Genomic DNA, 24857 nt, shown 5'->3' with positions numbered 1-24857 from the left:
GATCGGGCTCCCCGCTCCGTGCGCGCGTCCGGTAAGAAGGCCGCGGTGTCGATCGACCCGGGACGGCGCCCCCGAGATGCCCTGGATCAGAAGGCGATCACGCCCTCGATCAGGAACCCGTTGAACTTGCCGCCGCTGCGGATGTCCGTGGCCGCGAACCCGTCGTACTCCTGCGTCACGTATTCCACCTTCGTCAGCAGGTTGCGCGTCAGGAACCACCCCGCCGAGACGGCCGTGCGCCGCACCTCCAGGTCCTTCTGCCCCGCGAAGTCGCCGTTCACGCGGTTGTAGCGGGCGCCCACGTACAGCTGGTCGTCGAACAGGCGGTACACCACGTCACCGGCCAGCTGGTTCACCTCGCGGCGCTCCGCCTCGGCGGCCGTCTTGCCGCTGGCCCGCTCGATCACGCCGAAGACCTCCAGGTTGCCCAGCTCCACGTAGGGGTTCAGCTGCAGGGCGCGGATCTCGTTGCTGAAGCCGGGGTTGATGCGGCCGTTGGTGAACGCGGTGCCCTGGCGCAGCGTCGAGCTGTCTTCCATCACGCCCCAGTAGTGCGAGCCCGTGCGGTCGCCGCCGTACAGCGTCACCGCGGGCGACGACTCGGCTGTGTACATGCTGCCCGTCAGGCGAAGGCGCAGGGCGTCGGTGAGCTGGCGGTCGAAGCCCAGCTTGCCCAGGAAGGCCGGCGAGGCATCCACCGCGCCCTCCTTGATGTTGCCCTTGTTCTCGCCCGTGGTCACGCCGCCCAGGACGAAGGTGCCCATGGGCCCACGCAGCATCACCTCGGCGCCGATCTCCGTCGTGAACGCGTCCAGGATGTAGTTCTCGACGAACGGGTTGCGCAGGGCGTTCCCGTTGTCGGTGCGGCGGAAGTGCGCGTCGCCGTAGTTGATCTCGAAGTGGCCGGCGCGGATGGTGGTGAACTCCATGATCCGGTTCAGCACCGGCACGTCGAAGGGCGAGGCGTCGATGGTGGCGAAGCCGCCCTTCACCCAGAACTCGTTGTGGTGGCGGCTGGCCATGTAGCTCTCCAAATCCACCCGGATGCCGCGCGCCAGCTGCACGCCGATGTTCAGGTTGGCGTTCGCCAGGCTGAAGCCGGGGCGGATCTCGCCCAGCACCGTCTTGGCCGCGGGGGTGGCGGTGTTCTCGTGGTCGAGCGACTGGAAGGTCTGCGCGAACGCGCCGCCGATCTGCATCGTCAGGCCGTTGAACTCCAGCCCCTGCTTGGGCGCCTCGAACTGGCCGATGGCGCCGGCCGCCGGCGAGCCGACGGTGACGGCCGCCATCGGAACGGCGGCGGGTGGGGTGGTGTCGGCCGGGGTGGCCACGCCGCCGCCGGGAATGTCCTGCGCCGCGAGGGGGCCGGCCACCAGGGCGGCCGCGATCAGCAGCGTACGATTGAGGGTTTTCATCGAACTTTCTCCGTCAGCCGGAGTCTCCGGTCCAGCGGGGGCGCGGAGGTGCGCCCCCGTTCACTGCCGCGGCGGAACCCGTCCGCCGCCCGATCATCGTTCAGGGCCTCAGCACCACGTCGAAGCCCACCGTCACCGGCGCGTGCACCCTCATGGTCCCCGCCATCAGCCGGGGCGGCTGCACGCCGAAGTCCGTCATGGTGATCCGCTCGCTGCCGCGCACCCGCAGGCCATTGCCCTCACGCGCCGCCGTGCCGTTGATCGTCACCTCGCGCGTCTGCCCGGCGATGGTCAGCTGGCCCGTCATCGCCACCGTGCCCTGCGCGGGGCTGCTGGGTGTCACCCGCACCGAGGTGGCGCGGAAGCGGATGGCGGGGTTCTGCGCGGCCTTGAGGGCGTTCCGCATGTGGCCGTTCATCGTGCCGTTGCGGCAGTCCAGCGTCTGCACGGGAATGGTGATCTCGCCGCGGGCCTGGCCCACCTGGCTCAGCTCGGTGCCGGTGGCGTCGGCGGTGCCGGCCACCTGCGTGCTCTCGCAGCGGAAGCCGCGAACGGTGGACGTGCCCTCCACCCACACCTTGCTGCCGTTGCCGAAGGTCAGCGTGGCCGCCGACGAGGCGAGCAGCATGGGGGTGGCGATCAGCATGGCTGCGGCGAACAGTTGATTGCGCATGGTACTTTCTCCCGTTGCGCGGCCGGCGATCTCATCCGCCCCCGGCCCGTGGCGGGGAGGGGCGCCGCTGCGTCCCTCCGACTGCAACCAAGCTAGCGGTGGGCAGGGGGGCGGATTGTCGGGTGGGTCGTGGAAGGGGTGTGGGGTGCCGGGCGCAGCGCGGTGTGGTCCGCGTGGACGGTGCCGATCGAGAAATCCCTGACGCGGGGCTCAGGCGGGGAACGAAGAAACGGACCGCCCGGGGGGAGGGCGGCCCGCTTTGGATCTCCGGCGACAGCTTCAGCGGCTGGCGATGCCGCCCGGGGTGGCGCACCCGCCGGTGCCGGATTGCAGCGACAGGACCACGCGCCCGGCGCGCGGCACCGACGACTCCATTCGCACCATGATCCTGCGCACGTCATCCGTCAGGTGCACCTGGATGATGCCGTCGCCGCCGTACCGGTTGGGGTCGCGCACCCGCAGTTCCACCTCGATCGCCCGGAACTCGCCGGCGGGCACGCGCACCGTGCTTCGGCCGATGACCCGCACCGTAATCGGGTTGCGCCCAGGCTCGTAGTGGCGGTTGAGCGTGTAGGTGTCGCCGTCGTCCAGGCGCAGCGTCCGCAGCACGTACAGGAACGAGAGCTCGTCCAGCGGGGCCGCCGTCGTCATGGCGCCGCCGGTGCCGTTCAGCCCCTGCCAGCGCCGCGCCGCCAGGTCCATCCTCACGTCCTGCGTGGCCGACGACACGGGCGAGCGCTCTCGCTGGGCGTAGCGCACGCTGGCTCGCGCCGCGGGATCGAACCACGACGTGGTCTGGTCCGTAACGCCGACCGGCCCCAGGCGCCCGTTGAAGTCGAAGCGCAGCAGCCACGTGCTTCGCCCCGCCTCGCGCGCCGGTCCCTCCACGTACATCGTTCCGGTGCCCACGCGTCCCAGGCGGTTGCTGCCGCGGTACACGCACCGCTCGCCGGGCGCGAAGGGCAGCCCCGGTTCCGCCGGCTGCGACCCGGCGTCCGGAGCCGCTGCCGCCGCGACGAGCAAAGCGATCAGCAATCTTCCCGCGCTCCTGTCGATCCAGCGTGACGCAATCATGCGGTCCGTCCCTGCCCGTGATGCCTGCGCGTGCGAAGGGCGCGCGCCTGTACACGACGATATGCTCGCGCGACGCGGCGCGGGTCCGCCGCTGGCCGAACGCGGCGTGGGGCGCGTCCCTCTCCTGAGGGTGGGGAAGCCCTACACTCAGCCACAGCCGTTGCCGCCGTCGCCCGGCGCGGTCCATATTCCGCGCCTCTGATCGGCACCGAATCGCACAGACCCATACATCGTGGCATCCAACGCGGTCCGCCTTCTCCTTGGCCTCGAGCTTCGCCGCCTGGCGGACCCCGTCCGGCATCCGCGGCCGGGTGCGTGGGTCGCGGTGCTGCTGCCTGCCGCGCTGGGCATCGCGGCACTGTGGCTGGGCGCGGAGTCGGTGCGGCCGGACGCGGCGGATGGCGACGGGGCGATCGGGCTGGGCCTGCTCGCCTCGTCTCCCGTGGCGTTCTGGGCCTATCCCGTCCTCTTTCGCCCGGCGGACGATGCGCTCCTGCGGCGGCTCGGGATTCCGCCGCGCGCATCGTACGCCCTGCGCGCCCTTCGGCTCTTCGCGCTGACCCTCGCGGTCGTGCTGCTGTTGATGATCCCCTACGCGGCGACCGGCGCGCTTGGCACCGTCCCAATTGCCGAGGCGCTCGCCGCAGGCCTGGTCGCGTGGGGCGCCGCACTGTTCGCATTGAGCGGGGCGGCGATGCGCATTGTCACACCCGGCCGGCGGGTGGAGCTGACGTCGCGGATGATGGGACCCGATCCCGAGTTGGTGTCCGCCGGGCCGCTGGTGTGGGCGCCGCTGCCGCCGGTGATCGCGGGGGCGTTCGCGGCGCGGCTGGTGCTGGTGGGCGCGCTGCCGCCCCTCGTGTGGACGGTCGTTTTCGCCTCCGCCGCGGTCGGGCTGGCATGGGTGGGCGCGGGCCGGTTCGCCCGGGCGCTGCCGCGGTTCGGGCCGCAGGCGAACGAGATGGCGTACGCGCCGCCGCCGCGCGCGGGCGAAGCGGGGCTGGTGATCGGGCGGGGATTGGCGCGGGTGCTGCCGCAGCGTGTGGGCGCCGTGCGGGCGCGCGACGCCGCCGTGATGTCGCGCCGGTTCCGCTGGGCGGGCCGCATCACCTGGCCCGTGGCGATCATCTGCGTGCTGGCGCTCCTCCGCGCGGGCGAGAGCGCCGCCGTGCAGGGATGGGTGACGGGGGCGGGGGCGCTGGTGCTGGCGATGCACGCCGCCGCGCTGATCGGGCTGGGGCGACTGGAGCGCGGCGGAACGCGGTGGATGGACCGCACCGTGGGGCTGACCGCGCGCGACCGGCTGCTGGGGCGCTGGGCCGCTGCGTTCGGGATGGCGCTGCCGCTGGCGGCTTGTGTGGGGATCACCTGGGGATTGATCGTGCCCGATTCGAGTGGATGGATGTGGCTGCTGGCGGCCGCGGCGAGCGCGGCGGTGGGCTCGGCGGCGTCGCTGGCCGCGGCGGGGCGATGATGCGGGACCGATCTGCGCCGCTGGCGGTGGACGGGCTGCGGAAGGCGTATCGAAAGCGCGACGTGCTCGACGGCGTGACCTTCGCGCTGCGGCCGGGTGAGGCGGTGGCGCTGCTGGGGAGCAACGGCGCCGGAAAGAGCACGCTCCTGGGCTGCATCACCGGCGACCGGCTGCCGGACCGGGGCACCGTGCGGCTGTGCGGGCACGACCCCTTCACGGACCTCGCCGCCGCGGCGCAGTGTATGGGATTCGTCCCCGAGCAGCCGTTCCTGTACCCCGAGCTGACGGTGGGCGAGATGCTGCAGTTCGTGGCGGCGGCGCGCCGGATGGATGCGGGCGAGGCCGGCAGGGAATCGGCGCGGCTGCTTGACCTGCTGGGATTGGCGGGCGCGGAATCCACGCTGTGCCGCGAGCTGTCGCAGGGAATGGGGCGCAAGACGGCGATCATCGCGGCACTGCTGCACGGCCCCAAGGCGATCCTGCTGGACGAGGCGCTGAACGGCCTGGACCGCACCTCCGCCGAGCGGCTGACATCCGAGCTCGACGCCCGCCGCGCTGAAGGAGCCGCGGTGCTGCTGAGCAGCCACGACCTGGACTTCGTCGGCGCGTGGTGCAGCCGCGGCCTGATGCTTCAGCCGGGCGCGCAGTGGCGGATGCTGGAGGGCGACGAGTGGGAGGCGTGGCGCCGCGCCCCCTCTCTTGGTCTAGACCCGGGGGCCTTAACCCGGCCGCGCTGAAGCAAGGTGGAGGTGTGGGCAGGCAGGCCCGGTGCTCGGGCCGGCGCCCCCCATCCCCAGCCCTTCCCCCGCAAACTGCGCGGGGGAAGGGAGCCAGCCGAGTGCGCGAGGCCAGCCGGAGGGCAATTCAGGTCTCCCCCTCCCCTGCGCAGCGGGGGAAGGGGGCCGGGGGGAGGGGGCTCCCGCGGCATGCGAGGCCCCCCGTCGAACCGCGACCGAAGTTCCCCCCTCTCCCGGCGCAGTTTGCCGAGGGAGGGGCCAGGGGAGGGGCCACCCGGCCGAATGCGCCGACATCAGCCCCACACGGGCTGTCGAAATCTCACTCACGACGGAGCAGTACCCGATGACCACTCGTACCCTGACACTCACGATCTTCGCGCTGCTGGCGTTCGTATCCGCCGCCTGCACCGGCTTCAAGCGCCCGGAGATCGAGCTGGAAAACGTGGAGATCGGCAGCCTGGGCCTCACCGGCGGAACGGTGCTGGTGAACGTCCGCGTGACGAACCCCAACCCCATCGGCGTGCGCGCCGAAGACCTGCGCTACGAGCTGTTCATCCGCGCGCCGCGCGACAGCGCCAACGAGAACGCCTGGCAGCGGATGAGCAGCGGCACCTACAGCGAGCGCATCGAGGTGGGCGCGCGCCAGACCCGCACCGTGCAGGTGCCCGTCGACTTCCGCTACTCGGAGCTGGGCGACGCCTTCCGCTCGGTGCTTCGCTCCGGACAGATCAGCTACCGCGCCAACGGCACGGTGCGGGTGCGCGCGGGCGGCGCCAGCCGCGAGGTGCCCTTCCGCAAGACGGGCTCGGTAATGGTTCTCGGGGGCCGATGACCATCGTCCGGCTGCAGAACGCGGGCAAGCAGTACGGCGACCGCTGGGTGTTCCGCAACGTGTCGTTCACCGTCGCCGAGCGCGAACGCTGGGGCATCGTGGGGCGGAACGGCGTGGGCAAGACCACGCTGTTCCGCACGATGACGGGTGAAGATGAAACGACCGAGGGCGAGGTGTGGCGCCATCCCGGCCTGCGCTTCACCCTTCTCAAGCAGAACCGCGGCGAGCAGAGCGCGGCCACCGTGCACGAGGCGGCGCTGGAGCCCTTCGCCGACCTGGTGGAGATGGAGCGGCGCATCGCGGGCGAGCTGGAGCAGCTGGGCGCCGAGCCCGATCCCGCCGAGGCGGGCCGCCTGCTGAAGTCGTACGACCGGCACGTCGAGGAATTCCGGCGCCGCGGCGGCTACGAGATGCGCTCCCGCGCCGACGCCACGCTGGAAGGGCTGGGCTTTCCGCAGGACACCTGGGGAAAGCCCATCCGCGCCCTCTCCGGCGGCGAGCTGGGCCGCCTTCGCCTGGCGCAGACGCTCCTCGCCCAGCCCGACGTCCTGTTCCTGGACGAGCCCACCAACCACCTGGACCTGCGCTCCACCGAGTGGCTGGAAGAGTTCCTGCGCGGCTACCCGGGCACGGTGATGGTGGTCTCGCACGACCGCGTGTTCCTGGAGCGGCTGGCGGACCACGTCCTGCACCTGGAGGAACAGACGGCGTACCCGTACACGGGCGGCTACGAGAGCTTCCTGGACCAGCGCGAGGCCCGGCGCGAGCTGCAGCGCAAGCAGTTCGAGCAGCAGCAGGCGCACATCGTCCGGACAGAGGCATTCATCCAGAAGTTCATCGCCGGCACGCGAACCAAGCAGGCCAAGAGCCGCCGCACGCTCCTCAGCCGCCTGGAGCGCGTGGCCGCGGTGGGGCGCGACGAGAAGGCGATGGGGCTGCAGTTCGCGTCCGGGGGGCGCAGCGGCGGGGTGGTGATGAAGGTGGACGGCGTGCAGTGCGCATATGGTGCGCGCGTGCTGTTCTCGCCCTTCAGTGCGGAGGTCTCACGCGCGGAGCGGATCGCGCTCGTCGGCCCGAACGGCTGCGGCAAGTCGACGCTGATGCGCGTGCTGGCGGGCGTCGCGCGGCCGGAGCGCGGTTCGGTGACGATGGGGACAGGGGTGCGGCCGGCATACTACCGCCAGGACTTCACGCACCTGAACCCCGACAGGAAGATCCGCGAAGAGGTGGCGGAAGCGGCGCCGTCGCTCACCTTTACCGAACTGCGCAGCCACCTGGGCCGCTTCCTGTTCTCGGGAGACGAGCAGGAGGCGCGCGTGGGCGACCTGTCCGGCGGCGAGCAGGCCCGGGTGGCGCTTGCCAAGATCACCCTGCAGAAGGCCAACCTGCTTCTGCTGGACGAGCCTACCAACCACCTGGACATCGAGAGCCGCGAGGTGCTGGAAGAGGCGCTGGAGGGATACGAGGGCACGGTGATCCTCATCTCGCACGACCGCGCCATGCTTTCGTCCATCTCCACCCGCGTCTGGGCGCACGAGGACGGCCGCTTCGTGGACTACCCGGGCACCTTCGACGAGTGGCTGGAGTGGAGCGCGCGCCGCAAGGCCGAATCCGCCGCCACCGCGACGCTCGCCCGCGCCGCCGAGCCGAAGGGCGCCTCCACGGGCTCGGCATCCGCCGGCGGGGCGATGTCCAAGAACGAGATCCGCCGCCGCGAGCGCGAGATGCAGAAGCTGGAAGCGCGCATCGCCGAGATCGAGGAGCGCGTGGGCGAGATCGAGACGGCCCTGGGCGACCCGGCCCTGTACGCCGCCGGCGCCGACCCGTCGCGCCCCCAGTCGCTGGCCGCCGAGCGCGACCGCCTGACGGCGGAGCTGGCCGAAAGCTACGCCGCGTGGGAAAAGGTTGGCGAAGAGCTGGCCGGCGTGTAGATTTGCGGATCGTACGGTCTGGACGCGAGGGGGAAGACATGGGGGGATCGGTTCTGGACGAGGTGCTGTTCGTAACGCACATGACGGAAGACGAGTTCCGGCTGGAACTCGCAATCATGCTCTACGAACGCGAGAAAGTCTCGATGGGCTGGGCGGCTGACTTTTCCGGGGTTGGGCGAGTGACGTTCCAGCACCTGCTCGCGAGCCGCGGCGTCGCCATCCCGTACGATGACGCCGCGTATGAGCAGGATGTTGCCGCGATCCGGGCGTACGAGCAGGGCGCGTGATCGCGGTCAGCAACGCCTCTCCGCTCATCGTCCTCAGCGCGGTTCGTCATCTGTGGGTGCTTGAGGCACTGTACGAGCGAGTGCTCATCCCGCGGGGAGTTCATGACGAGGTCGTACTCGACTCCCACGGGCGCGCCGGTGCTGCCGAGGTGGTTGAGGCAGCGTGGATCGAGATCCGAGAGGTCGGGAACCTCGATGCCGTAAAGGCCCTCACCGCCGGCGGACTCGGACGGGGCGAGTCGGAAGCGATCACACTGGCCAGAGAGGCCGGCGTGAGGACGATCGTTCTGGATGATCTCCGCGCGCGTAAGATGGCCGAGCGTTATCCACTCCAGATCACCGGGGTAGTGGGAATACTCATCCTTGCCAAGCGTCGGGGGCTGATCCCGGCCCTAAAGCCGGTGCTCGACGAAGTGATCAGCGCGTTCCACTTCCACGTCGGATCCGGGCTCTACCAGAATGCGCTTCGCGACGCGGGCGAACTCTGATCCGAACCCGCTGGCCGGTCCGCTCGCCACCATCTATCTTCCCGCGACTCACAAGCCTTTTCGCCGCCGCAGGCTCTCGTCGCCCGGCGGCGGCTGTCGTCACGGTAGATGCTGATGCGTGCTCGTTCACTGTTTGTTGCTCTTCTCCTCGTTCCGGCCGCCCTGACGGCGCAGGACCGGACCGTTCCCCTCGACACCGTGCAGGTGGCCGCCGCGTCGCGCGCCGCGGCCGAGTTGGTGGCCGCCACGCGCGGCGTGGAGGTGATTACCGCCGAGCAGATCCGCGTGCTCCCGGCCCGCACCGTGGCCGACGTGCTGGAGTGGGCGCTGGCCGTGGACGTGATGCCGCGCTCCCCTGCGCTGGCCGACGTGGCCGTGCGCGGCGGCACCTTCGAGCAGGTGCTGGTGATGGTGGACGGCGTGCGTGCCAGCGACGCGCAGACCGGCCATTTCGACCTGAACCTGGCGGTGCCGCTGGACCAGGTGGAGCGCATCGAGATCGTCCGCGGCCCCGCGTCCGCGTTGTACGGCGCCGATGCGGTGGGCGGGCTGATCCACGTCGTCACTCGGCGCGAGGGCGCGGGTGCCAGGGCACGCGCACAGGCGGGATCGTGGGACACGCGCTCGGCCGCGCTGTCGTACGCGACCCACGTGGGCGGGGTGCGGGCGGACCTGGGCGGCGAATGGCAGCGGTCGGACGGGCATCGCGCCGGGACGGATTACGAGGTGGCCAGCGGGCGCCTGGCTCTCTCGATGCCGGTCGGCCAGTGGACGGTGAACGCCGACGCGGGGCACGCGGCGCGTGACTTTGGTGCGGACGGCTTCTACGGCCCGTTCCCGTCGTACGAGGAGACGCGGACCACGACGGGAACGCTGGCCCTGCGCGCGGCACCGGAGGCGACGTTCGCCGTCGAGCCTACGCTGAGCGTGCGGCGCCACGCCGACGACTTCGTCCTGCGCCGCGCCGACCCGTCGTTCTACCGCAACCAGCACACGAACCTCCGCTGGGGCGGCGAGGTGATGGCGCGCTGGCGGGTGCCGAATGGGCTGCGGCTGGCCGGCGGCGGCGAATGGTTCAGCGACGAGTTGGAAAGCGCGCGCCTGGGCGACCGCGCCGAGCAGCGGGCCGCGGCGCTGGTGGAGGCCGCCGCCGGCCGCGTCGGACGGCTTTCCGCCACGGCCGGCGTGCGCGCCGACTGGCACGAGCGCTACGGGACGGAGTGGTCGCCGTCGGCCGCCGCGGCGTGGTGGCCCGCGGAGGGGGTTCGGCTGCGCGCATCCGCGGGGCGGGCGTTCCGCGCCCCCACGTGGACGGACCGGTACTACCAGGACCCCGCGAACGTGGGCGACCCCAACCTGAAGGCTGAGCAGTCCTGGAGCGCCGAGGTGGGTGCCAGCGCCTTTGTGGCTCGCGGCGTGCGGCTGGGAGTTGCGGGCTTCGTGCGGCACGCCGACCAGCTGATCGACTGGGCCAAGCCGGACGGCGCCGCGGACCAGCCCTGGCGCACGCGCAACGTGGAGGACGCGCGCTTCCGCGGCATCGAGGCCGAGGCGTCGTGGGCCGGCCCGCTGGACGTGGCGTGGAGCGCGACGGGCACGTGGCTCTCGTTCACCACGAGTGCGGCGGAGGGCTTCGCCAGCAAGTCGGCGCTGCGGCCGGTAATGGAGAACGTCACCCTCCGCGCGCGCCGCACCTTCGCGGATCGCCTGAGCGTGTCGCTGCTGGGCCGCCGCGCGCGCCGCGTGGGCGAAGAAGCGTACCTGCGGCTGGACGCGCGCGCCTCGTACGACATCCGCGCCCTCCGCGTCTTCGCCGACGTGCAGAACGCGACCGACGCGGATTACCGCGACATCAGCCGCCTCGCCGCCCCGGGCCGCGCGCTGATGATCGGGCTGGAGTGGTCGGGCGGGCGGTAGAAACGCGGATGCGGAGGCGGTGATGGCGCGCTACGAGATCCACATCGACTGGAGCGATGCCGACGGGGCGTTCGTCGCCCGAGTGCCGGACCTGCCCGGATGCATGGCGCATGGCCGATCCCGTGAAGAGGCACGCGCAAATGCGGAGCACGCGATCCAGGCATGGGTTGCCACCGTTGAGGAATTCGGAGACGCGATCCCCCAGCCGCGCGATCAAGCCGGTGCACCTGCATCCTGATCGACCGTGAGACGGCCGGCCGGTGGATCGCTGAGGTGCCGTCGCTTCCGGGCGTGATGGTGTACGGAGAGAGCCATGCGCAGGCCATCGACAAGGTTCAGGCGCTTGCGTTGCATGTCATCGCAGACCGGATCGAAAACACTACGAACGGACGGGGCCCAGGCCCGACGACCTGTAACCTCTACACGACGGGACTACCATCACCACGCGAGACCTGATCGAACTGGCGGCGCCCGTGGAGCAGGCCATCCTGGTGGCCGCTCCCTCCAAGCAGCAGACCGCCGAGGTGACCGAGGAGCACCTGGAGGAGCTCGGGCGCCTGGCCGACACCGCGGGCGTGGAGGTTCTGGACACGTTCGTCCAGCGCCTGGATTCGCCGCACCCCAAGTTCTACATCGGCGAGGGGAAGGCCGAGGAGCTGAAGCAGCGGGTGGAGGTGGCGGGCGCGACGCTCATCATCATGGACGACGAGCTTTCGCCGGCGCAGGGGCGCAACCTGGAGAAGCTGCTGGGCACCCGCATCATGGACCGCGCGGAGCTGATCCTGGACATCTTCGCCACGCGTGCCCGCACCAGCGAGGCACGCGCGCAGGTGGAGCTGGCGCAGCTCCAGTACATGCGGCCGCGCCTGACCCGCATGTGGTCGCACCTTTCGCGGTCGCGCTCCGGGCCCGGCATGCGTGGCCCCGGCGAAACGCAGCTGGAAACGGACCGCCGGATGATCGACCACCGCATCACCCGGCTGAAGGACGAGCTGGAGCGCGTAGCCCGCACCCGCGCCACCCAGCGAAAGAGCCGCGAGGGCCAGCTCCGCGCGTCGCTCGTGGGCTACACCAACGCGGGCAAGTCGTCCATCCTGCGGGGGATCTCGGGCACCGAGGTGTTCGTCGAGGACCGGCTGTTCGCCACGCTGGACCCCACCACGCGCTCCATCGAGGTGGGCGAGGGCGCCGAGGTGCTGCTGACCGATACGGTCGGGTTCATCCGCAAGCTTCCCCACCACCTGGTCGCCTCCTTCCGCGCCACGCTGGAAGAGGCCGCCGAAGCCGACGTGCTGCTCCACACCATCGACGCCTCCCATCCGCAATGGGAAGAGCAGATGGAGGTGGTCACCGAGGTGCTGGGTGATTTGGGACTGGCCGAGCGCCCGACCGTGCTCGTCTTCAACAAGATCGACCGCCTGACGCACGCCGAGGAGCAGGCGCTGCGCGAGCGGTCGTTCGGGGGCGCGCGCTCCATCTTCGTCAGCACGGTGGAGGAGGGGCGCCTGGAGCCGCTGCGCGTGCTGCTTCACGAGGAGCTGCAGAAGATCCGCCCCGACGTGCGGCTAACGCTGTCGTCGTCGCACGGGGGCCTGCTGGCGGAGATCTACCGCGACGGCGAAGTGCTGGAGCGCGAGGACAAGGGCGCCGAGATCCACATCCGCGCGCGCCTGTCGAAAGCCTCCCTCGGCCGCCTGCGCACGCGCGGCGTGAAGATCTACGGCTGGGGGTGAACGCGTCGCCGGGCCGCCTGAGCCACCCGTGGATCATCGGCGCGGGGCGAACGGGGCTTGCGATGGGGCTGCGGCTGCACCGGGACGGCGCGGTCGATAGGCTGACGGTGACGGGGCGGCGCCCGTCCGCGCCCGACCATCCGCTCTTCGGCGAGCCCGGCGTGGCGTATCGCCCGGCGATGGATGGCGTACCGGAGGGGATCGGCGGGATCGTGATCGCCGTCCCCGATGGCGCCATCGGCGAAGTGGCGGACCGGCTCGCATCCCTTCATCCATCTCCCGAACTCCCCGTCCTGCACACCAGCGGCAGCCGGTCGATGGACGTACTGGCGCCGCTCTCGGCACGGGGCCACGCGGTAGGCTCGGCGCATCCCCTTGCCGCCATCTCCGACCCGGTGGATGGGGCCGATCGCCTCTCAGGAGTGTCGTGGGGCGTGGAGGGGGATGGCGCGGCGTTGGACCTGGCGGAGCGGATCGTCGCCGCGTGCGGGGGACGGGTACTGCGGATTGCTCCAGGCGGAAAGCCGGCGTACCACGCCGCGGCGGTGTTCGCCAGCAACTACGCGGTCGCCCTGCTTTCCGTGGCCGAGGGGCTGATGGAGCAGGCCGGGGTGCACGCCCGGGACGCGCGTCCCGCCCTGACGGCGCTGGCCGCCGGCGCGGTGGAGAACGTGGCGGCGCGCGGGCCGGTGGCGGCGCTCACCGGGCCCATCCTGCGCGGCGACGTGGAGACGGTGGCGCTTCACCTGGAACGGTTGTCGGCGGCGGAGCGCCCGTTATATTGCCTGCTCGGGCGGGAGGCCCTGCGGCTGGCGCGGCTGGCCGGGATCGATCCCGCGGCGGCGGCGCGGCTGGCGGACCTGCTGGGAGGGGCGGAGTGAGGCTTTACGTCAACATCGACCACGTGGCTACGGTGCGCCAGGCGCGCGGCACCGACGAGCCCGACCCGGTGCGCGCCGCCGTGCTGGCCGAGCTGGGCGGCGCCGACGGCATCACCGTTCACCTGCGCGAAGACCGCCGCCACATCCAGGACCGCGACGTTCGCCTGCTCATGGAAACCGCGCGGACGGCGGTGAACCTGGAGCTGGCCGCCGCGTCGGACGTGCTGGCGCTGGCGGAGGAGTGGAGGCCGCACCAGGCTACGCTGGTTCCCGAACGGCGCGAAGAGGTGACCACCGAGGGCGGGCTGACCTTTACGGGCGAGGGCATGCGGGGATCGCTGGCCGAGGCCGTCCGGCGCCTGAAGGACGCGGGAATCCGCACCTCGCTGTTCATCGACCCCGACCCCGAGTCCGTGCGCGCCTCGCTGGAGCTGGGCGCCGACGCCATCGAGCTTCACACGGGCGAGTACGCCAACGCGCGCGGCGCCGAGCGGCACGAGCAGCTGGGACGCCTGCGCCGCGCCGCCGCGCTGGGCCGCTCGCTGGGGATGGCGGTGCACGCCGGGCATGGCCTTACGTACGAGAACGTGACCCCCCTGGCGGCCGTGGAAGAGATCGAGGAATTGAACATCGGCCACTCCATCGTCAGCCGCGCCATGTTCACCGGCATGGAGCGGGCGGTGCACGACATGGCCCAAATCATCCGCCGCGCCCGCCGCTGACCCCCCAGAACAATCCCATGGCCCAACCGCTCAGCGAATACTTCGCGCTGGAAGCCGGCGAGTTCCTGGACCAGCTCGACGCGCTGCTGGCCAGCTCGGAGCGGCCGGACCCCATGCGCTTCTTCCGCCTTGCCCGCGGCGTGCGCGGCAGCGCCCAGCTTGCCGGTGCCACGGCCATCGCCACGGTGGCGGAGCGGCTGGAAGACGGCGCCCGCGCCATCCGCGACGGCGTGCTCCCCTGGTCGCCGGAGGTGCGCGACCGCGCCCGGACTACCGCCGGCGACCTGCGCGCGCTGGTGATCCGCTTCGGCGCCGACTGGTCCGCGGCCGACGACGAGCGCGCCCACGCCGCCGCCGAACGCTGGACCGACGTGGCCGGCGGGCGCCGAGAAACTGGCCCGCGAGCCCCCGGCGATGAGCTGTTCGGCTTCGTGCAGCGCGAGATCACCGGCGTCGTCGCCGAGCTGGACCGCGTGCTCGGCGAGCTGCGCGACAATCCCGAGGCGCGCGAACCGCTTCGCGTGGTCCTCCGGCGGATGCGTCCCGTTCGTGGCGTGGCGGGGATGGAGGTGCTGGCCCCCGTGCTGGAGGGGCTGGAGGGGATCGAGGACACCGCCCACGAAATCCTGGGCCGCGCGTCCGCCGTCAACGCCGCCGAGCTGGAGCTGCTGGGCGCCGCCCGCGATGCGCTGGACGCCGCCGGCCGCACGCTGGCGAACGGGGATCCGCCCGGCGATTCTGCCGAGCTGGCGCGCATGCGCGAGCTGCGCGACCGCGCCGACGACGCGCAGGACGCGGGCGACACCGACGTGGTGCCCATCAGCCGGCTGTTCGCGGACGGCGGGGTGGGCAACCTGGTGTCGTCGCCCATGGCGCCGGTGCCGGGCGAGGGCGGCGGGGCATCGCCCGAAGTCGAGCAGTTCCTGCGCATTGAGGGCACCGGCTTTCTGGACCGCGCCGAGGGGCTGCTGGCCAGCCTTCCCGCGCGCCCGCGCCGGTTCGGCCGGATTGCGCGCGAGGTGGCGGAGCTGGCGGCGTCCGTGCGCGAATTGGCGACTACGTACGGCGTGGCGGGGATGTCTGCCGCGGCAAACCTGGCCGCCACCCGCGTCGGCGCGTCCACCACGCCCGACGAGGCACGCGAGGCCCTGCGCACCCTGCGCTACGCGCTCCCGGGCGCGCCGCCCCCGCCCGCCGCGGAGCCGGCTCCGACTCCGGCTCCGGCCGTCGCCGCGCAGCCGCCGGAGCCCGCCGCCCCTTCCGACGTTCCCCCGGCATCCACGCTGGCGGCCGAGGAGGAGGAGGGCGTCGTTCCCGTGGAGACGCTGCTCTACGAGCCCGGCGACGCCTTCCGCGTGGCGCTGACCCTGCGCGGCCGCATCGAGCAGCTCGCGGGGGGGGAGAACGGACCGGCGCTGACCGAGGCGCTGGACGAGCTTTTCGGCCTGGTGCAGCTGGCGATGGGGGCACCGTCGTGACGGGGCAGCATCGATGAAGCGGCACCTGAAGACGGTCGTCGGGGTTGCGGCGACCGTCTTTTTCCTGTGGCTGGCGCTGAAGGACGTGGAGTGGGCGGACGTCTGGAGGCACCTGCGCGAGGCGGACCTGCTGCTGCTGGGCGCTGCCGTGCTGGTGTCGACGGTGGGGATGCACATTCGCGCCATGCGCTGGAAGCCGCTCCTGGACCCGGTGGCGCCGGGAATCGGCTGGAAGCCGCGCATCGCGGGCGTTTGCATCGGCTTTGGCGCGAACAACGTGTTCCCCGCGCGGCTGGGCGAGTTCGCCCGCACCTGGGTCCTCGCGCGCCAGGCGAACGTTACCCTGAGCGCCGCGTTCGCGTCGCTGGTCCTGGAGCGGGCGCTGGACGGCGTGGTGATGATCGCCTTTCTGCTCCTGGCCATGTCGCTGCCCGGGTTCCCCGAGCTGGTGGCGGGCGGCCCGGTAGACCTGCAGGCCACCGTCCGGGTGGTGATGGCCGTTTCCGCGGTGCTCCTGGCGACGCTGGTGTGGATGGCGTACTTCCCCGTGCGCGCCGCGTCGGTGGCGGAACGAGCGGCGGTCATCCTTCCCTCCGCCTTCCGCCGGCCGCTCGTCGACGCGCTGAAGGCGTTCCTGGGCGGGCTGCACGTGCTGCGGAACCCCCGGCTTCTGGCCGTTTCCGTGGCGTGGGCGCTCTTCCAGTGGGCGTTCCTCGCCGGCTCGTTCGTGCTGGCCTTTCGCGCTTTCGGAATCGACGAGCCGGGCTACGTGGGCGCGCTCTTCCTGCAGTCGTGTATCGCGCTGGCCGTCTCCATCCCCTCCGGGCCCGGGTTCTTCGGGCCGTTCGAGGCGGCGAGCGTGTGGGGCTTGGGGCTGTGGGGAGTGGACAAGAGCCGCGCCGCCTCGTTCGCCATCGGCTTTCACCTGGGCGGATGGTTCACGGTCACGGGATTGGGCGTGTACTACGCCGCGCGCCTCAACCTGCGCTGGCGGGACCTGCGCCGCAGCGAGACGAGCGTGGAGGATGCGGTGGAAACGGACCCTGCGCTGAACCCCCGTATCCGTGCGCGCTGACTCCGTCACCGCCAGCGCACCGGCCAAGGTCAACCTCTTCCTGCGCATCCTGGGGCGCGAGGAAAGTGGGTACCACGGCCTGGAGACGCTGTTCTGCGCGGTGTCACTGGCGGACACCGTCACCGTCCATCGTGGTGCGCCAGGCATCCGCCTGGTGGTCGACGGTGGCGTAGATACAGGCCCTCCCGACCGAAACCTGGCGGTTCGCGCGGTGGAGCGGTTGTACCGCGAGTTGGGCGAAGCCGCGGCGGTCGACATCCACCTCACCAAGCGCATCCCCTCCGCCGCGGGGCTGGGGGGCGGTTCATCGGACTGCGCGGCCACGCTGCGGGCGCTGAATGCGCTGCACGGGGAGCCGTTTGACCGCGCCGCGCTGCTGGGGATGGCGATCGAGCTGGGAAGCGACGTCCCCTTCTTCCTCTCCGGGTCGCCGCTGGCCCTGGCGTGGAGCCGCGGCGAGCGCCTGCTGTCCCTGCCGCCGCTTCCCACACGTCCAATCGTGATCGCGCATCCCGGCGTGGCCATGGCGACGCCGGACGCTTTCCGGCGCGTGGCCGAGCAGAGGGGTGGCGGATATCAGCCCCGATCCAGGTCCATCCCGATCGAGCAGTTGACGGACTGGGCCGCCGTCGCCACGCTCGCGGAGAACGACTTCCAGCCCGTCGTCGCCGAGCAGATCCCGCTGATCGCGCATGCCGTGGACGCGCTCCGAGACCACGGCGCATCTGTCGCGCTGATGGCGGGAAGCGGCTCATCCGTCTTCGGCGTGTTCGATGTCGCGACGGAGCGGGATGCGGCGATGGAGCGGCTGCGTGGGCTGGGGATGAGCGTGTGGGCGGCGGATACGCTGGAGGATGAGCCCGTATGCCGGGTTGACCCGATTGGCGAGGTGGGATAATTTTCGGCGTGCATGTAGCTTAAGGCGACGCGCTCGGTGCCCCCTGGTGTAATGGCAGCACAGGAGTCTTTGGAACTTCTAGTGGAGGTTCGAATCCTCCGGGGGCAACTTTCAAGCAGGGTGGCTGCGAAGCCACCCTGCTTTTTTCACGTCGCAACACTGACGCTTGCGCTCCGTAGCGGGTTCAAGCATCTTTCGGATGGCCGCAAAACTAGGCCACATGGCCTATTCGAGCGGCCACGCGCAAGATCATCGGACGGGAGCCCTCAGCGACGTATACCATGCTTTTCGCCCCGCTCAATGGTATCCTTTCCTCAGGCGTACGCGTGCGTGCACTGCGCGTGCTGGCGGACGCACATCAGCCGCTGTCCGGGCGTGAAATCGCGCGGCAGGCACATGCCAGCCGCGCAATGACGCAACGCGGGTTGGGAGAGCTGACGCAACTCGGTGTCGTGCTGATGGAGGAAACGTCGGCCCAGCATCTCTATCGTTTGAACGAGAACCACCACCTCGTGCGCGACGGTCTCCTGCCGCTCTTTCGCGCGGAGCGCCAGCGGGCTGAAGAGTTGTTCGTGGAACTGCGGCGGATACTGCTGGACGAGGCAGGCGCGGCGGAGGGACGTGTGCTGAGCGCTTATCTGTTCGGGAGCGCCGCCCGGGGCGACGACGTTCCCGGAAGCGATCTCGACGTTCTCGTCATCACGCCCGACGCACGGGATGCCGAAGCGGTGCACGACACGCTCTCGGCGCGTGCGCCAGCACTCCGAACGTACTTTGGTGTGGTGCTCTCGCCCGTGGTGCTGGACCTGGCGACGGCTCGCCGGCAGGCGCGCAGCTCAGAGAGCTTCCTAGGCGACGCAATCCGCGAAGGCCGGCGGATCCATGGAAAGCCACTGGAGGAACTGCTGTGGTAACACGGGGGCGGCGCAAGGATACGGACCGGCACCAGGCGGCGAAGTACCGCAACGTCGGCTCTGCCCTGCTGCAGAGCGCGAAGGCTCTGGAAAATCTCGCGACGGACGAGACCCGGTACGGCAACGCGATTTCGGTGATCGCCATTCACGCGGCGATCGCCTACAACGACGCGATCACGATTGCGTATGGCGGGTTCAAGTCCACCGAAGGCGAGCACGTCAGAGCGCCGGACGCCCTGCTCGCCGCCCTGAAGAACCCTTCGCCCGAGGCGGTCGACCTGCTCAGGGCCATCGTCAAGAAGAAGGACGCCGTCTCCTACCAGGGAGTGTACAGTACGATGGCAGACGCGTCCGCGATCCTTCGCAAGGCGGAGTCGTTCTGCGCCTGGGCCGAGGAAGCGTACCAGCGGCGCCCGCCCGCGTGACTTACAGCCGCGCGTCCAGGCCCAGGCTGAACGACACGCGGTCACGGTCCTCCACATCGCTCAGCGACTCGTGCTCGTAGCCGGTGGACCAGCGCACGCCCAGGCCCCCGCCCAGCGGCGTCTTTCCGTACAGCCCCACCCGGTACGTGTTCGCGCGCCCCAGCTCGAACTCCAGCGGCGACTCCGTGGGGGACGTTCCCGCGCCGACGACGAGCGTGGCGTAGGAATCGGCGGAGGAGAAGTAGCGGCGCGCCAGGAGCGATCCCGAAACGGAGGTGCCGTCGTCCTGCGGCGTGATGAACGGGCGCGCGGAGAAGTAGTAGTTGCCCCGGTACAGCCCCGCCGAGCCCGTGAAGATGGTGGCGCGCGCGTTCTGGAACTCCAGGTGCCGCATTCCGATGGAGGCCTCGGTGCCGCTCGCGGGGCTGGTGTAGATCTCCGCCCCGATCCGCGCGATGGGAAAGATGGAAGCCTCGGAATACCCCGCGTTCAGGTACGCGTAGGTGCCGCGGGCGATACGCGGATACGCATCCATCTCCACCTGCACTCCGTTTTCCCCAAAACGCTGCGCCCAGTTCAGCCGCGCGATCAGGCTGACGCCCGGGTCCTTGCGCGACACCTCGGCCGTGGTGGTGTGCCAGGGGTCCACGCTCGCGCCGCTGAACCTCACGTGCCCGTAGTCCAGCCCCGCGCGCCACTCCACGGCTGCCGTCCCCGGCTCCGGCGTTCGCACGCAGCCCACGTCCACGGGGCATGCGGTCTCCTGGGCAGCCGCCGGGCTGCACAACAGGATCGACGCCGCCATCAGGGCGATACGTCCGCGACCCACGATGCTCATCTCCCTCATCCCTGATCGGCTCCTGTCGGCGTGGCCGCCCGCGATGACTGCCTGAACGCATAAAGTAGCGTGAAGCCCCGCCGTTTCGCACGAGCAGGGCCATCGAATTGCCAAACGAAGAAGCCCCCCCAGGCAGTGATGCTGAGCGGCCGACGATCAACGTGGGAAGCGGAATGGTTACAATGAGCGAGAGCCCGGGTCCGCACGTTCTCCGCACGCCGGTTGAGTACGATACCGCCGTTGCGGAGATCGACCGCCTCTTGGACCTGGATCCTGCGCCTTTCAGCGCGGAGTCGGATCGTTTGGAACTGCTGTCGGTCCTCGTGGAGGATTACGAAGCGCGACACGATCCCATCGACGATTCCGACCTCACACCCGCGGACCTCGTTCAGTTCATGGCCGAACAGAGGGGCATGAACCGCGCGGAACTCGCTGAGATCATGGGCGGACGGAGCCGGCTTTCGGATTTCATGAGCGGTAAGCGCGATCTTTCGAAGGGCCAGATCCAGGCCCTGCGGGATAAGCTCGGGATCCCCGCCGATCTCCTGTTGTAGACCGCGGGCTGCCTGGTTCCAATCACGCTTCATGGCGGGCCGCAGCGTATTGCCTGCGGCCGGCCTGGCGTGTGGATCGGGACGTTCCGTAAGAAAGCCTTGTGTGACGGGCGCGATCCGTAGAAATTGGAAGAGAAGCTTCCAAATCCCGGAGACGACCGATGCGCAAGATCAACACGGGGCAGTTTCGGCGCGCGACGCGGTCCACCCCCCGGGAGATCAACCGCAAGATCGTGCTGAACCTGGTTCGCGAGCACGAGCCGCTTTCGCGGGCGGACCTGGCCAGGCGCATGCACGTGGGCCGCGGGATGATCACCCAGATCGTCGAGGGGCTGATCGCCGACGGCGTGATTTTCGAGGGCGCGCTCGCCAACGTGCCGCGCGGCCGCAAGCCCACGCTGCTGCACGTGCGCTCGCGCGACCAGTACGCCATCGCCGTCGACGTGCGCTTCAGCCGCACCGTCGTCGCGCTCACCGACCTGGACGGGCGGCAGGTGGCCCTGGAGTCGTTCCCCACGCTCCTTTCGCCCGGCGCGCTGGTGGCCGAGCTCGTCACCCGCGTCACTCGCCTGCTCCGCGAGCACCAGGTGCAGGGGTGCGAGGGAATCGGCATCGTGGTGCCGGGCATGATCCACCGGCGCACCGGCCACATCCTCAATTCACCGCAGCTCGGCTGGCGCGACGTGGAGATCCGTGAGGCGCTGGCGGCGGGAACGGGGCTGCGCGTGTTCGTGGAGAACGCGCCCATCGCCTGCGCCCTGGCGCACATGTGGCTGCCCCCCTTCCACGGCGACGAGGCCGACAACTTCGTCTACGTCACCGTGTCGGACGGGGTGGGCGTGGGCGTGGTGGAGGATGGGGAGGTGTTCCGGGGCCACGGAGACACGGCGGGCGAGTTCGGCCACCTGCCGCTTTCGCTGGACGGGCCCCACTGCATGTGCGGGCTGCAGGGGTGCCTGGAGGCGTACACCTCCAACGTGGCCACGATGGCCCGCTACTTCGGCCTGGACGTCCGCGCGCCCGACAGCCGCGAGCACCTGCGGCAGAGCGGCTTCACCATGGAAGACCTGATCGCCCGCGTGCGCTCCGGCGACGAACGGGCCAGGAAGGCGCTGCTGGAAACGGGGCAGTACCTGGGGATCGGGCTGGCGGGGATCATCACCGCGCTCAGCCCGGCGCGGGTGCTGGTGGCGGGCGAGATCACCGCCGGGTGGGACCTGATTGCCGAGGTGGTGGCCGAGGGCGTCCGCCGCCGCACGCTGACCGCCGCCGCGGCCGCCACCCCGCTCGTCCCCACGCCGCACGAGGGAGGCGCGGCGCGGCTGCGCGGGGCCACGGCCCTGCTGGTGGCCCGCAAGTTCGCCGCGCCCAAGGTGGCCTGACGCCGCGTTCAGCCGATGGCGGGTGCGGCGAAGGTGGGGGCGACGACCAGGGCCGCGGCGCCGCGCAGGCGGGTCTGCTGGTCCGATGCCTCGGGCGACACGGGGGTGGAGGCGGTGCCGGTGGTCAGCGTGCGCTCGGCCATGGCGGCCAGCGCGGGGGGCCCGACGATGTCCCACGCGGCCGCCACCTCGCCGCCGACCACGATCCGCGCCGGGTTCACCGCGTTGACGATGGCCGCCAGCCCCAGCCCCATCAGCCGCCCCGTCAGCTCCAGCGCGGAAAGGGCCCCCGCGTCGCCGGACCGGGCGCGGGCGATCACGTCGGCGACCGTCATCCCCGACTCGCGGACGGCCGCGTAGCTGTCGCGGGTCGCCAGCTCGCGGCCCAGGTAGCGCGCGACGATGGCGTGGCTGGAGGTGTACGCCTCCCAGCATCCGCGCGAGCCGCAGAGGCAGGCGGGTCCGTCCATCGTCAGGGGGATGTGCCCGAACTCGCCGGCCGCGTCGCGGTGCCCGCGCACCACCCGCCCGTTGATCACCAGGCCCGCGCCCACGCCGTCGGAAAAGGTGACATAGGCGAAGCTGTCCAGCGCCCCGCCGACCGGGTGCGCCAGCCACATCTGCGCCAGGGCGCAGGCCACGGCGTCGCGCTCGATGGTCACCTCGATCCCTACCGCCGCCTCGAGCGCGCCGCGCAGGTCCACGTCGCGCCAGCCCAGCGTGGGCGCGTTCACCAGGCGCCCCGTCTCGCTGTCCACCGTACCGGGGACGACCAGGCCGATCCCCTGGCACTCGCCGGCGGCGGAGTTGGCTTCGAGCAGCCGGCGGACGCGCGCGCCCAGCTCCGCGATCAGCTCGTCCGGCGTGGCCGGGGTCCGCAGCATCTCCAGCGCGAGGGTGCGGCCGGCGAAATCGGCGAGCATCACCTGCGTTTCGCTCAGGCGCACGTCGATGCCCACGGCCAACCGGTCGTGCGCGCGCACGTGCAGCAGCGTGGGCTTGCGGCCCCGCCGCGAGGTGCCCACCGCCGCCTCGTACAGCAGCCCGCCCTCGATCAGCTCGTTCACCAGCGGGCTCACCATGCCGCGCGCCACCTCCATGCGGCGCGCCAGGTCTGCCCGGGAGATCGGCTGGTACTCGCGGACGAGGTTCAGCACGATCTGGCGGTTGATCTCCTTGCTGGTGGTGCGGGTGGCACGCTGGAAGTTGCGGGGGTCGATCTTGCGCACGATGCGGGGGGGCGGGGGATGGATGTGGCGGCGCCGGATGCGCGGGCGAAAAGTGCTTGCGGACCCGTGGGAGGGCCGCTATCGTACGGCCATCCATTTTGTCACTGATCGTTCCAAAACCGGAAAGTCGGCTTCCGGACCCGCGCCGTCAAGCCCGCCGTCATCCGGTCCCCTCCCGGTCATCACCCGTTCGGCCGGTTCCGCCGCTGTTTCGCGCGTGGACGGCGGCCCGAAACGGTACACCCGCCCCACGGAACATCACCCGGAGAACTCACCTTGGCGCACCTGACGACCATCGACTGGCTGGTGATCGCGCTGTACTTCGCCGTGACCGCGTTCGGCGCGGTGTACGCCACCTGGCGGGAACGGCGGGAGGGCGGCGGCGAGACATCGGCCGACTACTTCCTGGCGGGGCGCAACACCGGCTGGTTCGTGGTGGGCGCGTCGCTCTTTTCGTCGAACATCGGGTCCGAGCACCTGGTGGGGCTGGCGGGCACCGGCGCGGCGAGTGGCGTGGCCGTGGCGCAGTTCGAAATCCTGGCCGCCTTCATCCTGCTGCTGCTGGGGTGGCTGTTCGCCCCGTTCTACCTGCGCAGCGGCGTGTACACCATGCCGGAGTTCCTGGAGCGCCGCTATTCGCCCGCGGCGCGGTGGTACCTGGCGGGCATCTCCATCGTGGGATACGTGCTGACCAAGATCTCGGTGACCATCTTCGCGGGCGGGGTGGTGTTCGAGGCGGTGATGGGGATCAACTTCTGGACGGGCGCGCTCGTCGTGGTGGTCGCCACCGGCATCTATACCCTGTTCGGCGGCCTGCGCGCGGTGCTGATCACCGACACCATCCAGATGGTGGTGCTGATCCTTGGATCCATCGTGGTGACGGTCATCGGGCTGAACGCCGTGGGCGGATGGGGGGAGCTCACCCGCGCGGCCGGTCCCGAGTTCATGGACATGTGGAAGCCGGCGACGGATCCCTCCTTCCCCTGGACGGGCATTCTCTTCGGCGCGCCGATCCTGGGCATCTGGTACTGGTGCACCGACCAGTTCATCGTGCAGCGCGTGCTGGCGGCCCGCAACCTCCAGGAGGCGCGGCGCGGGACGGTGTTCGCCGGGTTTTTGAAGATCCTGCCGCTGTTCATCTTCGTCATCCCCGGCGTGATCGCGACGGTGCTCGCGCGGCAGGGCAAGCTGCAGCTGGGCGCCCCGGACCAGGCGCTGCCGGCGCTGGTGAGCACGCTGCTTCCCGTGGGCCTGCGCGGGCTGGTCGTCGCCGGGCTCCTGGCGGCGCTGATGAGCTCACTGTCGTCCGTCTTCAACTCCACCTCCACGCTGATCACCTGGGACGTCTACAAGAAGCTGCGGCCGGACGCGTCGGAGCGGCGGCTGGTCCTCGTCGGGCGTCTTTCCACGGGTGTACTGGTGGTGCTGGGCTTGGCGTGGATTCCGTTGATGAAGCTGATTTCCGGGCAGCTGTACCAGTACATCCAGAGCGTGCAGGCGTACATCGCGCCCCCCATCACCGCCGTGTTCCTGCTGGGGCTGCTGTGGAGCCGGCTGAACGCCCGCGGGGCGATGGCGTCGCTGCTGGTGGGCTTCGTCCTGGGGATGGGGCGCCTTGCGGCCGAGCTGAACAAGGCGAACCTGGATGGATGGCTGCTGGCCTACGCCGAGATCAACTTCCTCCACTTCGCGGCCCTGCTGTTCATCATCTGCTCGCTGGTGCTGGTGGCGGCGTCGATGACCGCACCGGCCCCGTCTCGCGAGCAATTGGAGGGGCTCACCTTCCAGACCACCGCGCGGGTGCAGCCGGCGGAGAACACGGGAAGCCGCACCGAGGGACTCGTGCTGAGCGGGCTTCTGGTGGCCACGGTCGTAGCGATCTGGCTGTACTTCTCCTGAT

At 70.8% G+C, this 24857-nt stretch carries 24 protein-coding genes and 1 tRNA gene; 20 read left to right on the top strand and 5 right to left on the bottom strand.

What is annotated here, in order from left to right:
• Positions 1-86: 86 nt before the first annotated feature.
• From VGB24_RS17235 to VGB24_RS17225, 3 genes are all read right to left on the bottom strand, one after another.
• Positions 87-1415, bottom strand: a complete 1329-nt coding sequence (locus tag VGB24_RS17235) for a hypothetical protein (protein ID WP_331074186.1) — start codon at positions 1413-1415, stop codon at positions 87-89.
• Between the two features lie 100 nt (positions 1416-1515).
• On the bottom strand, positions 1516-2088 hold the full coding sequence (locus VGB24_RS17230) for a YceI family protein (protein WP_331074185.1): 573 nt from the start codon (positions 2086-2088) through the stop codon (positions 1516-1518).
• Between the two features lie 279 nt (positions 2089-2367).
• Positions 2368-3123, bottom strand: coding sequence for a DUF3108 domain-containing protein (locus VGB24_RS17225; protein WP_331074184.1), 756 nt, complete (start codon positions 3121-3123; stop codon positions 2368-2370).
• 271 nt (positions 3124-3394) lie between these two features.
• On the opposite strand from VGB24_RS17225, the gene VGB24_RS17220 reads away from it, so the two are divergent.
• The 17 genes from VGB24_RS17220 to VGB24_RS17140 all read left to right on the top strand — a co-directional run bounded on the left by VGB24_RS17220 (position 3395) and on the right by VGB24_RS17140 (position 18954).
• A complete protein-coding gene (locus VGB24_RS17220) occupies positions 3395-4636 on the top strand; it encodes a hypothetical protein (RefSeq protein ID WP_331074183.1) in 1242 nt (413 codons plus the stop codon).
• Positions 4633-5373, top strand: coding sequence for an ATP-binding cassette domain-containing protein (locus VGB24_RS17215; RefSeq protein ID WP_331074182.1), 741 nt, complete (start codon positions 4633-4635; stop codon positions 5371-5373). Before VGB24_RS17220 ends, VGB24_RS17215 begins: the two co-directional genes overlap by 4 nt.
• 343 nt (positions 5374-5716) lie before the next feature.
• Positions 5717-6205: an LEA type 2 family protein gene (locus VGB24_RS17210; RefSeq protein WP_331074181.1), complete on the top strand. Its 489-nt coding sequence runs from the start codon at positions 5717-5719 to the stop codon at positions 6203-6205.
• On the top strand, positions 6202-8136 hold the full coding sequence (locus VGB24_RS17205; protein WP_331074180.1) for an ABC-F family ATP-binding cassette domain-containing protein: 1935 nt from the start codon (positions 6202-6204) through the stop codon (positions 8134-8136). The genes VGB24_RS17210 and VGB24_RS17205 overlap by 4 nt, the downstream gene beginning before the upstream one ends.
• 38 nt (positions 8137-8174) lie before the next feature.
• Positions 8175-8423: a UPF0175 family protein gene (locus tag VGB24_RS17200; protein ID WP_331074179.1), complete on the top strand. Its 249-nt coding sequence runs from the start codon at positions 8175-8177 to the stop codon at positions 8421-8423.
• The gene (locus VGB24_RS17195; protein WP_331074178.1) at positions 8420-8911 is read left to right on the top strand and encodes a DUF3368 domain-containing protein; all 492 of its coding nucleotides are present in this window, start codon (positions 8420-8422) and stop codon (positions 8909-8911) included. Before VGB24_RS17200 ends, VGB24_RS17195 begins: the two co-directional genes overlap by 4 nt.
• Before the next feature lie 114 nt (positions 8912-9025).
• Positions 9026-10828 carry a TonB-dependent receptor plug domain-containing protein gene (locus VGB24_RS17190; RefSeq protein ID WP_331074177.1) on the top strand — a complete coding sequence of 601 codons (1803 nt, stop codon included), beginning with the start codon at positions 9026-9028 and terminating at the stop codon, positions 10826-10828.
• A gap of 22 nt (positions 10829-10850) precedes the next feature.
• On the top strand, positions 10851-11066 hold the full coding sequence (locus VGB24_RS17185; RefSeq protein ID WP_331074176.1) for a type II toxin-antitoxin system HicB family antitoxin: 216 nt from the start codon (positions 10851-10853) through the stop codon (positions 11064-11066).
• Positions 11067-11301: 235 nt separating this feature from the next.
• On the top strand, positions 11302-12561 hold the full coding sequence (hflX, locus tag VGB24_RS17180; protein ID WP_331074175.1) for a GTPase HflX: 1260 nt from the start codon (positions 11302-11304) through the stop codon (positions 12559-12561).
• Positions 12558-13442 carry a Rossmann-like and DUF2520 domain-containing protein gene (locus tag VGB24_RS17175; protein WP_331074174.1) on the top strand — a complete coding sequence of 295 codons (885 nt, stop codon included), beginning with the start codon at positions 12558-12560 and terminating at the stop codon, positions 13440-13442. The genes hflX and VGB24_RS17175 overlap by 4 nt, the downstream gene beginning before the upstream one ends.
• Positions 13439-14164, top strand: coding sequence for a pyridoxine 5'-phosphate synthase (locus tag VGB24_RS17170; protein ID WP_331074173.1), 726 nt, complete (start codon positions 13439-13441; stop codon positions 14162-14164). Before VGB24_RS17175 ends, VGB24_RS17170 begins: the two co-directional genes overlap by 4 nt.
• Before the next feature lie 17 nt (positions 14165-14181).
• On the top strand, positions 14182-15642 hold the full coding sequence (locus VGB24_RS17165; RefSeq protein WP_331074172.1) for an Hpt domain-containing protein: 1461 nt from the start codon (positions 14182-14184) through the stop codon (positions 15640-15642).
• A gap of 13 nt (positions 15643-15655) precedes the next feature.
• Positions 15656-16717, top strand: coding sequence for a lysylphosphatidylglycerol synthase transmembrane domain-containing protein (locus VGB24_RS17160; protein ID WP_331074171.1), 1062 nt, complete (start codon positions 15656-15658; stop codon positions 16715-16717).
• Positions 16707-17615 (top strand): 4-(cytidine 5'-diphospho)-2-C-methyl-D-erythritol kinase, encoded by a 909-nt coding sequence (locus tag VGB24_RS17155; RefSeq protein WP_331074170.1) that lies wholly within the window; start codon positions 16707-16709, stop codon positions 17613-17615. The genes VGB24_RS17160 and VGB24_RS17155 overlap by 11 nt, the downstream gene beginning before the upstream one ends.
• Before the next feature lie 37 nt (positions 17616-17652).
• A tRNA-Gln gene (locus VGB24_RS17150) sits at positions 17653-17723 on the top strand.
• Between the two features lie 173 nt (positions 17724-17896).
• Positions 17897-18529, top strand: a complete 633-nt coding sequence (locus VGB24_RS17145; protein WP_331074169.1) for a nucleotidyltransferase domain-containing protein — start codon at positions 17897-17899, stop codon at positions 18527-18529.
• Positions 18523-18954: a hypothetical protein gene (locus tag VGB24_RS17140; protein ID WP_331074168.1), complete on the top strand. Its 432-nt coding sequence runs from the start codon at positions 18523-18525 to the stop codon at positions 18952-18954. Before VGB24_RS17145 ends, VGB24_RS17140 begins: the two co-directional genes overlap by 7 nt.
• A 1-nt stretch (position 18955) precedes the next feature.
• Here VGB24_RS17140 and VGB24_RS17135 read toward each other — a convergent pair whose 3' ends face one another.
• The gene (locus VGB24_RS17135; RefSeq protein ID WP_331074167.1) at positions 18956-19792 is read right to left on the bottom strand and encodes a YaiO family outer membrane beta-barrel protein; all 837 of its coding nucleotides are present in this window, start codon (positions 19790-19792) and stop codon (positions 18956-18958) included.
• 182 nt (positions 19793-19974) lie between these two features.
• On the opposite strand from VGB24_RS17135, the gene VGB24_RS17130 reads away from it, so the two are divergent.
• Positions 19975-20346 (top strand): helix-turn-helix domain-containing protein, encoded by a 372-nt coding sequence (locus tag VGB24_RS17130; protein ID WP_331074166.1) that lies wholly within the window; start codon positions 19975-19977, stop codon positions 20344-20346.
• A gap of 161 nt (positions 20347-20507) precedes the next feature.
• A complete protein-coding gene (locus tag VGB24_RS17125) occupies positions 20508-21728 on the top strand; it encodes an ROK family transcriptional regulator (RefSeq protein ID WP_331074165.1) in 1221 nt (406 codons plus the stop codon).
• A gap of 8 nt (positions 21729-21736) precedes the next feature.
• Here the strand turns inward: VGB24_RS17125 and VGB24_RS17120 are convergent, their stop codons facing one another.
• On the bottom strand, positions 21737-22957 hold the full coding sequence (locus VGB24_RS17120) for an ROK family transcriptional regulator (protein WP_331074164.1): 1221 nt from the start codon (positions 22955-22957) through the stop codon (positions 21737-21739).
• Between the two features lie 276 nt (positions 22958-23233).
• Between VGB24_RS17120 and VGB24_RS17115 the strand changes: the two genes are divergently transcribed.
• Positions 23234-24856, top strand: a complete 1623-nt coding sequence (locus tag VGB24_RS17115; RefSeq protein ID WP_331074163.1) for a sodium:solute symporter — start codon at positions 23234-23236, stop codon at positions 24854-24856.
• The last annotated feature ends 1 nt before the right edge of the window (position 24857 follow it).

The sequence above is a fragment of the Longimicrobium sp. genome (assembly GCF_036399935.1).
Taxonomy (GTDB): domain Bacteria; phylum Gemmatimonadota; class Gemmatimonadetes; order Longimicrobiales; family Longimicrobiaceae; genus Longimicrobium.
Note: the sequence above shows the minus strand (reverse complement) of the source record. Positions and strands in the feature narration are given on the sequence as shown.